The organism is Pseudomonas shirazensis, from assembly GCF_050496565.1.
GTDB classification, from domain to species: Bacteria; Pseudomonadota; Gammaproteobacteria; order Pseudomonadales; family Pseudomonadaceae; genus Aquipseudomonas; species Aquipseudomonas shirazensis_A.
Genome location: NZ_JBNWAE010000005.1, coordinates 71,565 through 85,698, shown reverse-complemented (window position 1 = coordinate 85,698; position 14,134 = coordinate 71,565). Strand labels below are relative to the sequence as shown.

The following is a 14,134-nucleotide window of genomic DNA, read 5'->3' as shown; positions in this document are numbered from 1 at the left end:
GTTAAAGTTCAAAGCGCGCTTCTTTGGACGGCGGGTAGCCAAACAGGGCGCTGTAACACTTGCTGAAGTGGCTGGATGAGACAAAGCCGCAGGCCATCGCAATATCAACCAGGGCGCCGCCGGAGTTTTGAATAAGGCGCCGTGCTTCGGTGATTCTTAGTTGCAGGTAATAGCGTTGGGGGCTGGTTGCCAATTGTTCACGAAACAAGCGCTGCATTTGCCGTTGCGACAACTTCACATAGTGAACAAGTTGCTCCGGCTCCAGCGGCTCTTCGAGGTTGGCTTCCATCAAACTGATGATTTCCCGCAGCGGCGCACTCAGGCGCGGCTGGCGCTTGTTGAGCGCGCTGCGAAAGCGTGACTGGTCATAATCAAGCATGTCGAGAACAGCGTCGGCCAAGGTTGTACTGGTGCACTGGCGCAACCACTGGATGGTCATCTGAAATGCTCCGGCAGGGCTTGCAGCGGTCAGGCGATCACGGTCACAGACCTGGCTGTCGAAGCACACATTGGTTTTCGGTGAGCGCTCGGCCAAGGCTGTGCGTTGCTCAGGGTGGATGGCGCAGCGGTATCCATCCAGCAGACCAGCCTTGCCCAGGAACCACGCACCATTCCACAGTCCGCCCAAGGCCACTGGCAACCGCGAAAGGCTGTGCAGCAAGGCGGTCAACCACTGTGGGGCCACGCGGGGCGTGCGCAGACCGCCGCAGATGATCATCAAGTCGAGGTCGGCGATGCGCACGTCGGTCAGCGGTGTGCTCGGCTGGATCGGGATAGCCAGGTCGCTCATGACCGCGCTGTTGTCATGGCTGAACGTATGCACCCTGACCGAACCTGGTTTGAGCAGATTGGCGGTGGTCAGCACGTCGAGCGACTGGGTGAAGCACGGCAGGGAAAAGTTATCCAGAAGCAGGAAGCCGACAGTGGCCGTTTGCGTGCATTCGTCGCGCGCGGACAGCGACTGCAGATTGCGCTCGGCGAAGGTACTGCTGAAACTCTTCATTATACTTTTCATGATGACTACCGCTGAGACTAAGTGGCCAGTAGCGCGCAGGTGATGGGCTCAGGCGCTACGGCTGATGACAAAGTTATTATTCATCGTGTGCAGCGTCCAACGACATTTCCGGACAACTATGGATAACGCGGCGTTATAAATGTGTTGGGTAAATAGTCAGTCGCTGAGGAAACTCTCATCGAACCGATAGTGGGTCAGCAGTTCATGTCCGGTCTCGGTGACCAGCAGTTGATTTTCCAGTTTTATACCGTCGCGCCCGCCGACCTCGCCAATATAGGCTTCGACACACAAGGTCATGCCGGCTTGCAGTTCGCCTTCATAGCCATACGCAGCGACATCCTCCGGGTAGCGGATACACGGGTACTCATCACATAAGCCAACCCCATGAAACAGCACGCCATAGCGCTGGGCGCGGCAGGCTTCGGGCAGGCGGTGGGCATTTGCGCTCAACTCGCTGAAACGCACGCCAGGTTTGACCAAAGCCATGTTATGGCTGATGTGCTCATGGGCAATCCGGTACAAGCGCTTCTGCTCGGCACTTGGCTGCAGACCACCGCATATCCAGCTGCGCGACATGTCAACGCACATGCCATATACGCCGATCAGATCGGTATCGAACGACAGCAGGTCGCCATCGCTCAGTACCCGCGGGCCACATTCCTGGAACCAGGGGTTGGTGCGCGGGCCGGAGCTGAGGATGCGTGTCTCGATCCATTCGCCGCCGCGACGAATGTTGCCGGCGTGCAAGGCGGCCCAGACGTCGTTTTCGCTGACGCCTGCGCGCATCGCTGTGTGCATTTCGCCCACCGCCGCTTCGCACGATGCCACTGCACAGCGCATGGCACTGATTTCATCGGGGCCTTTGATCAGCCGGGCCATCTCGGTTACTTGCTGCCCGCTGCACACCTCTATGCCCAGTGCATCCAGTGCACGCAGGCCGGCTACTTCGATGCGGTCGACGGCGAGCCGGCGGTTGCTGCCGGCGTGCTGGCGCAACAGTTGCTCAAGTTGATCGGCAAAGCGCCGCGCATGCTCGTCGGTGCGGTCGCCCGTTTCGAAGTAGAAAAACGAGGCACCGCTGCGCAGTTCACTGACCAGCGGCAGGTGTGCCGACAAGTGATCGCAGCCGTGAAAATCCCACAGCACGACATGGCCACTGGCGGCGACAAAACAGGCCCGGGCCGGATTGTGGGTGGTCCACAGCTGCATGTTGCTGCTGTCTGTGGCGTAGCGAATATTCAGTGGGTCGAACAGCAGGATGCCGCCCAGGTCGCGGGCTACCAGCTGCTCCTGAATCCGCCGCAAGCGATATTCGCGCATGCGTGCCAGGTGCGGCGGCTGAAGGCCGAGTTGAGCCCATTCGGCGAAGGCCAATGCTGTCGGGCCGGTTTCGACGCGGTCATTGTCAGCGAGCGAGCCGTCGGCTTTCAGCGCCGTGGTGGCCCGGCTTGCCGGATCAATACGGCGGGCGTCGCTGGCAATCGAGTAGGGTGAGGTAGTCATGCGCCAAGGTCATCCTTGGCGGGGCAGGCGAACCTGCCGCGCCGTTCACGGGTGAGGTCAGTTGCTCTTCTGGGTAGCGGCAGCGCGCGCTGCCTGCAGCCAAGCATCGAATTGCTGGCGGTGGGCGGCAACCCACTCTTTGGCGTGGCGGGTGATGTCAGCCGGCTTTTTCTCGCCTTGCTGCATGCGCAGGTTCTGCGCACTCTCGTCAGCCGTGCTGATCTGTACCACCGAGAGGAACTTAAGTGCCGCCGGATTTTCTTCGGCGAATTCTTTGTTCACCACTGCGACGACCTTGTCCACGGCAAAGCCGAGGTTCTTGCCCTTGTACATGGTGTCGACCGTGTTGTTGCCGTCCGGCAGGTCGGTTTTTGGTACTTCGAGCCAGACAACGTCCTTGTCCTCGACCAGCACCGTGGCGATCCACTGCGGAACCCAGGTGAAGTACAGAATCGGCTTGCCTTCCTTGTAGCGGGTGATGGTGTCGGCCATCAGCGCGAAGTACGAGCCTTGGTTGACCTTGACGGTCTTGTCCAGGCCGTAGGCTTTGATGTGATGGTCGATGACCAGTTCGCAGCCCCAGCCCGGATTGCAGCCGGTAAGATCGGCCTTGCCGTCACCGTCGGTGTCGAACAGCTTGGCGATCTCCGGTTTTTTGAGGTCGGTGATGTACTTGATGTTGTGCGCTTCAGCGGTTTTCTTGTCGATCAGATAGCCCTGAAGTACGCCCGGCATGATGTCGCCGGCCTTGACCATGACGTCGTCACCGCCAGCCTGCTGGTAGAACTTGTCGTGCAGCTTGTCCCACAGGTGCACGGTGAAGTCGGCATCGCCACTGGCCAGTGCCATCATCATCACGCCGTATTCGGTTTCCTTGGGCTCCTGAACCTTGTAGCCGAGCTCGCGCAGGCCTTCCATGGCGACTTCGCCGCGAAAACGCTCTTCGGCGATCGCCGGGAAAATGGGGGTGATCTTGACGCCGTCACCGGGCTTGTCGGCCGAGGCGTGAGCGCACAGTGCAGCGGCGGCCAGGGTCAGTGCGCTGGCGCACTGGAGCAGACTGCGGGGGAACATGGGCATGGACATCGTCGCGTACCTTCTTCTGGTGTTTTTGATTCAAGAGCATGCATCAAGTGCGGCAGGTCGAATGGGTCAGGTCAGGCGGTCTTGCGCCGCTCAGCAGGTTTGGCGCTGCCGCAGAGGCGCAGCACCACGCTAACGGGCCCGGTCTGGTACCAGCGCAGGCTTGGATCAGCGCTGGTTCTGGCGCCCATGGCCTGGGTCAGGCGGTCAAGGAAGATCGCCAGCAGCACCAGGCCGGCGCCGCCCACGGTGGCCAGGCCCATGTCCAGCCGGCCGATGCCGCGCAGGACCATCTGGCCGAGGCCGCCTACGGAAATCATCGAGGCGATCACCACCATCGACAGTGACAGCATCAGGGTCTGGTTGAGGCCGGCCATGATGGTCGGGGTTGCCAGCGGCAGTTGTACCCGGGTAAGCATCTGCCGCGGAGTGCAGCCAAAGGCGCGGGCGGCCTCGATCTTGTCCTCGGGCACCTGGCGGATACCCAGGTTGGTCAGGCGCACCAGCGGCGGCAGGGCGAAGACGATGGTGACCAGAACGCCGGGCACGTTACCGATGCCGAACAGCATTACCACAGGCACCAGGTAGACGAACGCGGGCAGCGTCTGCATGGCATCGAGTAGCGGACGTATGACCTGCTCGAGGCGGTTGCTGCGGGCACAGACGATGCCCAATGGCACGCCAATCACCGCGCAGAAGAACACCGAGGTCAGCACCAGCGCCAAGGTGGTCATCGACTCCGACCACACCCCGATCAGGCCCAGCAGGGTCAGGGTGACGAAGCTGAGCAGGGCCATGCGTTTGCCGGCCAGTTGCCAGCCGAGCAGGGACGAGAGGATGATGCCAATGCTTGGCGGGATGCTCTGCAGGGTGAACTCGATGCCGTTGAGCACCTGATCGATCGGCCAGCGGATCGCGCGGAACACATCGCGGAAATTGTGCACCAGGAAATTCAAGGTGCTTTCTACCCAGTCGCCCAGGGGAATAGTGGCGTGCTGGAACGGGTCCAACAGACTGAACTCGGACATGATGGCTTACCTCGTTGGGGCGCAGTCGCTCAGTGGCGGCTCAGGGTCTGCAGCAGCTGGTTTTTCGAAACGGTGCCCTGGAAGGCACCCGCGCGGTCCAGCACTGGCACCGGGTAGGGCAGGCTGGCGGCGATATCGAGCACTTCATGCAGCGGCGTGTCGGTGTATACCGGTTGCAGTTGATGCTGGTTGCACGGTGCAGGTGTACCTGCAGCGGCGGTATCGACTACGCCGAGCAGGGCGCCACGCTCATTGAGCAGATAGCCGAACGGCACGCCGAGCTGGAACTGCGGCGCCTTGCCGTTGACCCGGCATACCGCTGCCGGATCAAACGAGGCAACGTCGCCGGCCTTGAGCACGCGTGAGCTGTCGAAGCCTTTGAAGAAGGTGCGCACGTAGTCGTTGGCCGGTTGATTGATCAGTTCCTGCGGGGTGCCGATCTGAACAACCCGACCACCTTCCATGATCGCGATGCGATGGCCGATGCGGATGGCTTCTTCGATGTCGTGCGAGATGAAGATGATGGTGCGTTTTTGCTCGGCCTGGAGGCGGATCAGTTCGCCCTGCATTTCGTGGCGGATCAACGGGTCCAGCGCCGAGAAGGCTTCGTCCATCAGCAGAATGGCCGGGTCGTTGGCCAGCGCGCGGGCCAGGCCGACGCGTTGCTGCATGCCACCGGAAAGCTGGTGCGGGTAGCTGTGTTCCTGGCCCGCAAGGCCGACCTGGCTGAGTGCTTCGCGAGCGCGGCTGTTGCGTTCCTGTTCGCTGACGCCGGAAATCTCCAGGCCAAACGCGGTGTTTTCCAGCACGCTCATGTGCGGCATCAGGGCAAAGGACTGGAACACCATGCCCATTTCCTTGCGGCGAACATCCAGCAGGGCTTTATCGGACAACCCGGTAATTTCACGGCCATTGAGGTAGATCTGCCCGGCGGTGGGCTCGATCAGACGGTTGAACAGGCGCACCATGGTCGACTTGCCTGAACCCGACAAGCCCATGATCACGAAAATCTCGCCACGCTTGACGGCGAAACTTGCGTCGAGAACACCAATGACCTGACCGGTCTTTTTAAATACTTCGTTTTTAGTTGCACCCGATGTCAGCATATTCATGGCGACATCGGGTTGATTGCCAAATACCTTATAGATGTTGTTAACGGAAATTATTTCATCTGCGCGGGTCATTGCGCCCCTCCTGTGCGTGCGAAATAACAAGTGGGCGGACTCGCGGCGAGTCGCCAGCTTGGTAATACGGAAGGGCAGTACCCAGAGGGATATCGATGCATGACAATTTCCTATTTTTTATTGTTAGCCCCAGGAACTGGGCTTTCATCCAATCTATTAGCAAGCCTTCGGCAAATCCAACGACATTTACAGGGCGTTATAGATAACCTAAGGTTATTGATCGCGGTCAGGACGACCCTCCAGCCTCGTTTGCGACACCTGTGTGGATGCCACCGGGGTGCTGAGGTAGGCTGCGGGGCGTTATAAAACCTACACAAGGCTGGCTACCATGTTGAACAGACACGCTGACCCAGACACATTGCTCCTAAGGATGCCGTCGCTGCGGGCGGTCAAGGCGTTTGTCGCGGCAGCCAAGTACGCGAGCTTCACCCGCGCAGCGGAGGCGCTGTGTGTATCGCAGGCGGCCATCAGCCGGCAAATTCGCGAACTGGAGGAGTTTCTTGGCGCGCAGTTGTTCGAGCGGGTAGGGCGCACGGTGCAACTCACCCCGGCGGGTTCAATCTTTTTTGAAGCGGCGCAGTTGTCGTTCGTCAATATTGCCCAGGCCGCTGACCGTATTCGTTCAGCGCCGACGCAGAAACATGTGCTGACTATCTGTTGCTCGCCGGCGTTCTCCGCATTGTGGTTTTCCGATCACTTGCCCGAGTTTCGCGCCAACAATCCCGACATCGAACTCAACCTGATTACCACACAGAACTTCGTCAATCGCGAGCCTGGGGTTGATCCGGATATTGTGATCTCCAAGATCAGTAATGTTGGCGAGGGTTACAAGATCTATCCGCTGTGCCATGACATTATCTATCCAATCTGCTCGCCTGCCTATCTTGCAGCACATCCCGAAATCGCCAGCCTCGAAGGCTTGCGCGATTGTGCCTTGCTCGACCTCAGCCCGTATGGCCGTGCAGGCGTTGCCGAGCACGTTGACTGGAGCGTCTGGCTGGCGTTCCAGAACATCGACATCGACGAACGTCCTGCGGCCAGCCCGCCGGTGTTTCATGCCAACGACTACAACCTGATCATCAACATGGCGCTGACCCATCAAGGTATTGCGTTGGGCTGGAACCAGCTGGTCAGCGGGCTGGTGGAAAAGGGCCTGCTGGTACGGCCGCTGCAACAGCAGGTGACCCTGCGCAACAGCCTGCATTACCTGGCCTGCAGAGAAAACACCGACTGTGAGGAAGCCTCGCGGCGAGTGCGCGATTGGGTGCTGTCGAAGTTTTCGCGGTGGTGCGTATAACGCGCATCACGCAGCTGATTGATAACGTGCCTTTATCCTTTGCTCGCTGAAAATGTAGTTTGTCGGCTGTTGTAACCCTCCAGTAGCCTTGCCTCATTCATACGGCACACGAGCAGTGCCGTCAGGGGCTGGTGGATGGAGATAATAATGAACAGTCAACAATCTGTGGTTGGCCTGATCCAGAAGCGTAAAGCGCGGCATGCATTACCGCGTGAGCTGTATATCGACAACGAGGTCTACCGCCAGGACCTGGAACATATCTGGCACAAGGACTGGATCTTCGCCGGGCACACCATCGAGCTGGACAAGCCAGGCCAGTATTTCACTTTGCAGATCGGCGACTACCCAGTGGCGGTGGTCAAGGGCAAGGATGGCCAGGTCCGGGCCTTTCACAATGCCTGTCGCCACCGCGGCGCCAAGGTTTGTGAACACGCCCAGGGCAAGGTGGCAAAGCTGGTATGCCCGTATCACAAGTGGACGTTCGAGCTGGACGGCAGTTTGCTGTTTGCCGGCAACATGGGCGCTGATTTCGACAAGAGCCAATACAACCTCAAGCCGGTTCACTGTGAAGTTGTGCACAGTTACATCTACGTTTGTGTCGCCGAAAAAGCCCCTGACTTCAGCAGTTTCCGCAACGCAGTAAGCCCCTTTATCGCGCCGCACAAGTTGGAAAACTGCAAAGTGGCGTTCGAGTCCAACCTGATCGAGAAGGGCAACTGGAAGCTGGTATTCGAGAACAACCGCGAATGCTTCCACTGTGACGGCACCCATCCGGAGCTGATGAACTCCTTCGTGGAAAACCTTTCGGTAGCGGGCGTGGCGACAGCTGAAGACCCTGAACTCACCGCTCACTGGGACCGTTGCGAAAAGGCCGGCATGCCCAGCCGCCTGTTGATGGACCCGCACGGCCGTTATCGCATGACCCGCATCCCGTTGTCGGCAGGCGCTGTCAGCTACACCATTGATGGCCAGCCCGCAGTCGCTGGCCGGCTCGATGAGAGCGGTGAGGCCGATATCGGCGCCTTGCTCTACTTCAACTACCCGTCTACCTGGAACCACTTTCTCGGCGACCACGCCTTGAGCTTCCGCATCCTGCCGTTGAGCGCGACCGAAACCCTGGTCACGACCAAATGGCTGGTGCCGGCCACGGCGGTTGAAGGGGTGGACTACGACATCGAGCGCCTGACCAAGGTCTGGCTGGCGACCAATGACCAGGACCGGCGTCTGGTTGAAGGTACTCAGGCTGGCGTGTCGTCGCCGACCTACGAGCCCGGACCGTTTTCAGAGAACGCTGAAAATGGCGTCTGCCAGTTCGATGACTGGTACTGCGACACCATGCTCAGAGGCCTGCAAGGGCCGATTGTTCTGAAGTCCGTGGGCTGAACCGGTCTGTTGTTAAACGTGGTCTATCCGCCCATGGAGGGATCGATGTCTGAATTTCAGTTTGCCGGGATCAACCTTGCGATCACCACGCCCTTTGATGGTGATGGCAAGATCGACTACCCGCATTTTGCCCAGCTCATCGAGCGTTACCTCGGTGCTGGGGTGAAGGGTTTTGTACTCAGCTCCGGCACCGGCATGCACGTGTACCTGAGCAAGGAGGAGTCCAGGCAACTGGTCGCTTTCGGCGCCAAGGCGATTGCTGGCCGCGCGCGAATCATCGTACAGACCTCCGCACTGTTGCTTGACGAGGTGCTGGAACGCACCCGGCATGCAGCCGAATGTGGCGCTGACGGGGTCATGGTGCTGCCGCCGTTTTTCGAGGGGCCGACCGATGACGACAGCATTGTCGCGTTCTATCGCAGCGTGGCCACTGCCGGCTTGCCGATCATTGGCTACAACGTGCCGCAGGCGGTCGGGGTGGAAGTCACCCCGGCGCTGTTCGCCAAGCTCAACGAGATCGCCAATTTTGTCTCGGTCAAGGACAGCAGCGGCGATCTGGCAGCGCAGGCCTCGCTGATTCGTACCGGCTTGCCGACCATGAACGGCGCTGATCCGCTGGTGCCCTATGCGCTGTATGCAGGTTGCGCTGGGCTCATCTGGGGTGGGGCCAATATCGCCCCGCGTTCCTGTGTGCGGTTTGTCGACGCAGCGCTGGCGGGTCAATGGGACCTGGCTCGTGAGTTGTGGCGGGACCTTGAGCCGTTGATGTCGCTGATCTGGCAGGGTGACTATGTGCAGTCGGTGTATGCGGCATCGGCGCTGACCGGCTACGGCGCTGGTGATCCACGTCGGCCACTGGCGCGGCTGGCTGCCGACAAGCTTGCCGCTCTGGAAAGTGCAGTGGCTCCGTTGCTGGCACACGAACGCGGCAACGGCTGATCTTTCCAGGTCGCAGAGAAATTGCCAACGCTGTCCGTGACTGGGCACCGTTGGCAGTCCTGCTGTTACTCAGCCATCTGCAGCTCTGGCAGTTTCATACGGAACGCCCGAGTAAGCCCGAGCAGACAGAGCAAGCCCAAGCCCATCCAGCTCAAGCCGATCGTGAACGACATGCTCGACAGGCTGCTCCACAGCCACAAGGTACTGAGAAAACCCAGTGCCGGGATGGCTCCATACAGCAGGTAATTGCGCGTACCGCGCAGTTGCTGGTCGACCAGGTAGTGCTTGACCACTGCCAGGTTCACCGCCGAGAAGGCGAACAGTGCGCCAAAGCTGATCATGTTGGCTACCGTATCCAGGGTGAGCACCAGCGCCAGCAAGGACATCACACTGACCAGCATGATGGCGCTGGCCGGCACGCGCTTCTTCGTGCGCAACTGGCCGAATACCCGCGGCAGCGCGCCGTCGCGGCCCATGGCGAACAGCACCCGCGACACGCTGGCCTGGGACACCATCGCCGAGGCAAAGCAGCCGGCGACATAGGTGGCGGTGAAGGCGCTGACCAGCAGCTCGCCGCCGACCCGGCGCATGACATCCACCGAGGCCGAGTCGGGGTCGGCGAAGCTGGCCCAGTCGGGGAACACCTGCTGGGCAAAATACGACACCAGCAAGAACAGCAGGCCACCCACCAGCGACACCACCATGATCGCCAGCGGGATGCGGTACTGCGGGTTGCTGGTTTCCTCAGCCATGGTCGAAACCGCGTCGAAGCCGAGGAATGACAGGCACAGCACGGCAGCGCCGGTCATCACCAGCGGCACGCTGAAACCGTCGTGGTAGAACGGCTTGAACAATGAAACCGGCTCGCCCTGGCCACTCAGGCTGCTGATCGACAGCGCCACGAAGACCACGATGAACACCAGCTGCACCACCACCAGAATCCAGTTGACCCGAGTGATCGACTCGATGCCGATCAGGTTGAGAAAGGTCACCAGGGCGATCGAGCCGAGCACCCAGACCCAGGCCGGTACCGCCGGGAAGTACTCGGACATATAGATGCCGATCAGCAGGTAGCTGAGCAGCGGCAGGAAGATGTAATCGAGCAGCAGGGTCCAGCCGGCCATGAAACCGAAATAGCTGCCGAAGGCCTTGCGTGTGTAGCTGTAGACCGAGCCTGAATAGGGGTGGGCATGGACCATGCGACCGTAGCTGTAGGCCGTCAGCAGCATCGCGCCGAGGGTCAGCAGGTAGGCTGTGGGCAAGTGCCCTTTGGTCATCTGGGTAACCAGCCCATAGGTGGTGAACACGGCCAGCGGGACCATGTAGGCCAGGCCGAACAGCACCAGCGCGGGCAGGCCCATGGATTGGCGAAAGCGGCGTGAGGTCGGGGCGTGTGCGGGGTGAGTGTCGGCTGAGCTTGTTGTTGTAGTCATGGCGAACTCCTGGAAGGCGAATACAGGACGCTGCAGTAGGCGAGGCGTGCTCGCTACCGTTGATGAAGCCGTGTCGAGAAGGGGCGCAGCGCTGCACGCAAAGCGCCCAGCCGGATCGGGCTGGGCGTTGCGCTTGGGTCAGAGTCTGCCGATGCTGCGCGCGGTGCGGTCGACGGCCAGGCGGGTTTTTTCGACCAGCTCATCAAGCTCGCTGCGGCTGGCGATCAGCGCCGGGGCCATGATCATGCGGCCCAGGGTCGAGCGGATGATCACGCCTTCCTCAAAGCCATAGGTGCGGCACTGCCAGGCGAGGTCGTTTTCGTCGGCGAAGCGTTTGCGGGTTGGTTTGTCCTCGGCGAACTGCAACGCCGCCAGCAGGCCGGTGCCCTGAATCTCGCCAATCAGCGGGTGATCGGTAAACGACTCACGCAGGAGTTGCTGCAGATAAGGACCGGTGTCGTCCTTGACCTGGCGCACGATGCCTTCGTCACGCAAGGCCTTGAGGTTGGCCACCGCCACTGCCGCCGCAACGGGGTGGCCGGAGTAGGTCAGGCCGTGGGCAAATACACCGCCGCGCTCGACCAGCGCCTCGGCGATGCGTTTGCTCAACACCAGCCCGCCCATGGGGATGTAGCCGCTGGTCAGGCCTTTGGCGATGGACAGGGTGTCAGGCTCGAAGCCGAAGTGCTGATGGGCGAACCATTCGCCCGTGCGACCAAAGCCGCCGATTACTTCATCGGCACACAGCAGCACGTCGTACTGGCGGCAGATGCGCTGGATCTCGGGCCAGTAGCTTTCAGGCGGGAAAATCATGCCGCCGGCGCCCTGGAACGGCTCGGCAATGAACCCGGCGACGTTGTCCGCGCCCAGTTCGAGGATCTTTTCTTCCAGCTGCAGCGCGCAGCGTCGGCCGAATTCGGCCGGGGTCAGCTCGCCGCCGTTGGCGTACCAGTACGGCTCGTCGATGTGGGCGATGTCGGGGATCATCCCGCCCATCTCATGCATGAACTTCATCCCGCCCAGTGCGGTGGCGGCCAGGGTCGAGCCGTGGTAACCGTTCCAGCGGCCGATCATGACTTTCTTCTGCGGCTTGCCCAGCACCTGCCAGTAACGGCGCACGGTGCGGATCAGTACCTCGTTGGCTTCGGAGCCGGAGTTGGTGTAGATCGCGTGGCTGTAATGGCCCGGTAGCAGGCTGAAGAGCAGTTCGGACAGCTCGATCACCGCCGGGTGGGTGGTGTGGAAGAACATGTTGTAGTACGCCAGCTGATCCATCTGCGCGGCGGCGGCGGCGGTCAGGTCCTTGCGACCGTAGCCCAGTTGGGTGCACCACAGCCCGGACATGCCGTCCAGATAACGGTTGCCGTCGTTGTCCCACAGATTCAGACGCTCGCCGCGAACCATCACCCGCGGCCCTTCGGCATTGAGGGCCTTTTGATCGAGAAACGCGTGGATGTGGTGGGCCGCGTCGGCCTTTTGATAGTCCTGGGTGTTTCGTTGCGGGGTGAAGGGTGCGTTCATGACGTTTGTTCTCTTTTTTGGGAGTCGCGCAGGGCGGGTGCAACTGAAGTCCCGGAAATGCTCCCACACCTCGAAATCCACCGAAATCACCCTTTGGGGTGAGCTGTGAGCCGGCTCTGCTGCAGAGCTTTTTCATGGGTCCGGACCACATTTTTGCGAATTTGCCTGCCGCTGCGAGTGGCGCACGATTGCCTCCAGTCAATAACAACGGACCGGCAAACGGTCGCAAGAGGAGTGCAGCGTGTTCGACCTCAACTACTGGCAACAGCGGGCCCAACGGCAAACCTTCATCGATACCGCGTTGATCGGCGGGAAGCCGGTGAAGCCCGCCACAGGGGCGACCTTCGCCGCCGTCAACCCGGCGACCCAGCAGCTCCTCGCTCAGGTGGCGGCATGCGCTGAGGACGAAGTGGACCTGGCAGTGCGTTCTGCGCGGCAGGCCTTCGACCAGGGGCCGTGGGCACGTATGGCGCCAGGTGAGCGCAAGAAGATCCTGCTGAAACTGGCCGAGCTGCTGCTGGTGCACCGTGAGGAGCTGGCCTTGCTCGACTCGCTGAACATGGGCAAGCCGGTGATGGACGCCTACAACATCGATGTGCCGGGCGCAGCCGGGGTGTTTGCCTGGTATGGCGAGGCGCTGGACAAACTCTACGATCAGGTCGCGCCGACGGCTGCCAACACGCTGGCCACCATCACCCGCGAGCCACTGGGCGTGATCGCTGCGGTGGTGCCGTGGAACTTCCCCCTGGACATGGCTGCGTGGAAGCTGGCGCCGGCACTGGCCGCCGGTAACAGCGTGGTGCTCAAGCCTGCCGAGCAATCCCCGTTTTCCGCCTTGCGCCTTGGCCAGTTGGCCTTGGAAGCGGGCATTCCAGAAGGGGTGCTCAACGTCGTCCCGGGCCTCGGCGAGCAAGCCGGCAAAGCCTTGGGGCTGCACCCGGATGTCGATTGCCTGGTATTCACCGGCTCGACTCAGGTGGGCAAGTACTTCATGCACTACTCGGCTCAGTCCAACCTCAAGCAGGTCTGGCTGGAGTGCGGCGGCAAGAGTCCTAATCTGGTGTTCGCCGACTGCCAGAATCTCGATCTGGCAGCTGAAAAAGCGGCATTCGGGATCTTCTTCAATCAGGGTGAAGTGTGTTCGGCCAATTCACGGTTGTACGTGCAGCGGGCCATTCATGACGAGTTCGTCGAGCGGGTGATTGCCAAGGCGCAGGCGTGGCTGCCGGGCGATCCGCTCAACCCGGCGAGTGCCGCCGGGGCCATTGTCGACAGCGAGCAAACCGCGCGGATCCTGCGGGCTATCGGGCAAGCGCAGGAGGAGGGCGCGCAGCTGCGTTGCGGCGGTCAGCAATTGACGTTCAATGGCTCGTCCAACTTCATTCAGCCCACGGTATTTACGGGCGTAAGGCCTGACAGCAAGCTGGCCCGTGAAGAAATCTTCGGCCCGGTGCTGGCCGTTACCGCCTTTGACGATGAGGCACAGGCGATTGCGCTGGCCAATGACAGCGTCTACGGCCTGGCTGCGTCAGTGTGGAGCGATAACCTGCACCGCGCGCACCGGGTTGCCAAGGCGCTGAAGGCTGGTACGGTGTCGGTCAACACCATGGACGCGCTGGATGTCAGCGTGCCGTTCGGGGGCGGCAGGCAGTCCGGCTTTGGTCGTGACCTGTCGCTGCACTCGTTCGACAAATACACCCACCTGAAAACCACCTGGTTCCAGCTGCGTTAAGCGCTGGCCCAAGGCT

The 14,134-nt window shown here is 60.9% G+C and carries 11 protein-coding genes; 4 read left to right on the top strand and 7 right to left on the bottom strand.

Annotation, left to right across the window (positions count from 1 at the left end; all coding sequences use genetic code 11):
- Position 1: 1 nt before the first annotated feature.
- From ACQZ2L_RS09370 to ACQZ2L_RS09350, 5 genes are all read right to left on the bottom strand, one after another.
- Entirely contained in the window at positions 2–1,003 is a 1,002-nt protein-coding gene (locus tag ACQZ2L_RS09370) for a GlxA family transcriptional regulator (RefSeq protein WP_430325799.1), read from the bottom strand.
- 168 nt (positions 1,004–1,171) lie between these two features.
- Positions 1,172–2,518 (bottom strand): dimethylsulfonioproprionate lyase DddP, encoded by a 1,347-nt coding sequence (dddP, locus tag ACQZ2L_RS09365; protein ID WP_430325798.1) that lies wholly within the window; start codon positions 2,516–2,518, stop codon positions 1,172–1,174.
- A gap of 57 nt (positions 2,519–2,575) precedes the next feature.
- Positions 2,576–3,604 (bottom strand): glycine betaine/L-proline ABC transporter substrate-binding protein ProX, encoded by a 1,029-nt coding sequence (proX, locus tag ACQZ2L_RS09360; protein ID WP_430325797.1) that lies wholly within the window; start codon positions 3,602–3,604, stop codon positions 2,576–2,578.
- A 71-nt stretch (positions 3,605–3,675) separates the two neighbouring features.
- Positions 3,676–4,629: a glycine betaine/L-proline ABC transporter permease ProW gene (gene proW / locus ACQZ2L_RS09355; RefSeq protein WP_430325796.1), complete on the bottom strand. Its 954-nt coding sequence runs from the start codon at positions 4,627–4,629 to the stop codon at positions 3,676–3,678.
- Positions 4,630–4,658: 29 nt separating this feature from the next.
- Positions 4,659–5,813 (bottom strand): quaternary amine ABC transporter ATP-binding protein, encoded by a 1,155-nt coding sequence (locus ACQZ2L_RS09350; RefSeq protein ID WP_430325795.1) that lies wholly within the window; start codon positions 5,811–5,813, stop codon positions 4,659–4,661.
- A 331-nt stretch (positions 5,814–6,144) separates the two neighbouring features.
- Here ACQZ2L_RS09350 and ACQZ2L_RS09345 point away from each other — a divergent pair, with 331 nt between their 5' ends.
- The 3 genes from ACQZ2L_RS09345 to ACQZ2L_RS09335 all read left to right on the top strand — a co-directional run bounded on the left by ACQZ2L_RS09345 (position 6,145) and on the right by ACQZ2L_RS09335 (position 9,432).
- Positions 6,145–7,110, top strand: coding sequence for a LysR family transcriptional regulator (locus ACQZ2L_RS09345; RefSeq protein WP_430325971.1), 966 nt, complete (start codon positions 6,145–6,147; stop codon positions 7,108–7,110).
- Positions 7,111–7,257: 147 nt separating this feature from the next.
- The gene (locus ACQZ2L_RS09340; RefSeq protein WP_430325794.1) at positions 7,258–8,493 is read left to right on the top strand and encodes an aromatic ring-hydroxylating oxygenase subunit alpha; all 1,236 of its coding nucleotides are present in this window, start codon (positions 7,258–7,260) and stop codon (positions 8,491–8,493) included.
- A gap of 45 nt (positions 8,494–8,538) precedes the next feature.
- On the top strand, positions 8,539–9,432 hold the full coding sequence (locus ACQZ2L_RS09335) for a dihydrodipicolinate synthase family protein (RefSeq protein WP_430325793.1): 894 nt from the start codon (positions 8,539–8,541) through the stop codon (positions 9,430–9,432).
- Positions 9,433–9,497: 65 nt separating this feature from the next.
- Here ACQZ2L_RS09335 and ACQZ2L_RS09330 read toward each other — a convergent pair whose 3' ends face one another.
- Positions 9,498–10,865 (bottom strand): APC family permease, encoded by a 1,368-nt coding sequence (locus ACQZ2L_RS09330; protein WP_430325792.1) that lies wholly within the window; start codon positions 10,863–10,865, stop codon positions 9,498–9,500.
- A gap of 138 nt (positions 10,866–11,003) precedes the next feature.
- Positions 11,004–12,386 carry an aspartate aminotransferase family protein gene (locus ACQZ2L_RS09325; protein WP_430325791.1) on the bottom strand — a complete coding sequence of 461 codons (1,383 nt, stop codon included), beginning with the start codon at positions 12,384–12,386 and terminating at the stop codon, positions 11,004–11,006.
- A 241-nt stretch (positions 12,387–12,627) separates the two neighbouring features.
- Here ACQZ2L_RS09325 and ACQZ2L_RS09320 point away from each other — a divergent pair, with 241 nt between their 5' ends.
- Entirely contained in the window at positions 12,628–14,118 is a 1,491-nt protein-coding gene (locus ACQZ2L_RS09320; RefSeq protein WP_430325790.1) for an aldehyde dehydrogenase, read from the top strand.
- Positions 14,119–14,134 lie beyond the last annotated feature (16 nt).

Excerpts from the sequence above, each read along its gene's own strand:
- ACQZ2L_RS09370 (WP_430325799.1), bottom strand. The coding sequence starts at position 1,003 with ATGAAGAGTTTCAGCAGTACCTTCGCCGAGCGCAATCTGCAGTCGCTG.
- dddP (WP_430325798.1), bottom strand. The coding sequence starts at position 2,518 with ATGACTACCTCACCCTACTCGATTGCCAGCGACGCCCGCCGTATTGAT.
- proX (WP_430325797.1), bottom strand. The coding sequence starts at position 3,604 with ATGTCCATGCCCATGTTCCCCCGCAGTCTGCTCCAGTGCGCCAGCGCA.
- proW (WP_430325796.1), bottom strand. The coding sequence starts at position 4,629 with ATGTCCGAGTTCAGTCTGTTGGACCCGTTCCAGCACGCCACTATTCCC.
- ACQZ2L_RS09350 (WP_430325795.1), bottom strand. The coding sequence starts at position 5,813 with ATGACCCGCGCAGATGAAATAATTTCCGTTAACAACATCTATAAGGTA.
- ACQZ2L_RS09340 (WP_430325794.1), top strand. The coding sequence starts at position 7,258 with ATGAACAGTCAACAATCTGTGGTTGGCCTGATCCAGAAGCGTAAAGCG.
- ACQZ2L_RS09335 (WP_430325793.1), top strand. The coding sequence starts at position 8,539 with ATGTCTGAATTTCAGTTTGCCGGGATCAACCTTGCGATCACCACGCCC.
- ACQZ2L_RS09330 (WP_430325792.1), bottom strand. The coding sequence starts at position 10,865 with ATGACTACAACAACAAGCTCAGCCGACACTCACCCCGCACACGCCCCG.
- ACQZ2L_RS09325 (WP_430325791.1), bottom strand. The coding sequence starts at position 12,386 with ATGAACGCACCCTTCACCCCGCAACGAAACACCCAGGACTATCAAAAG.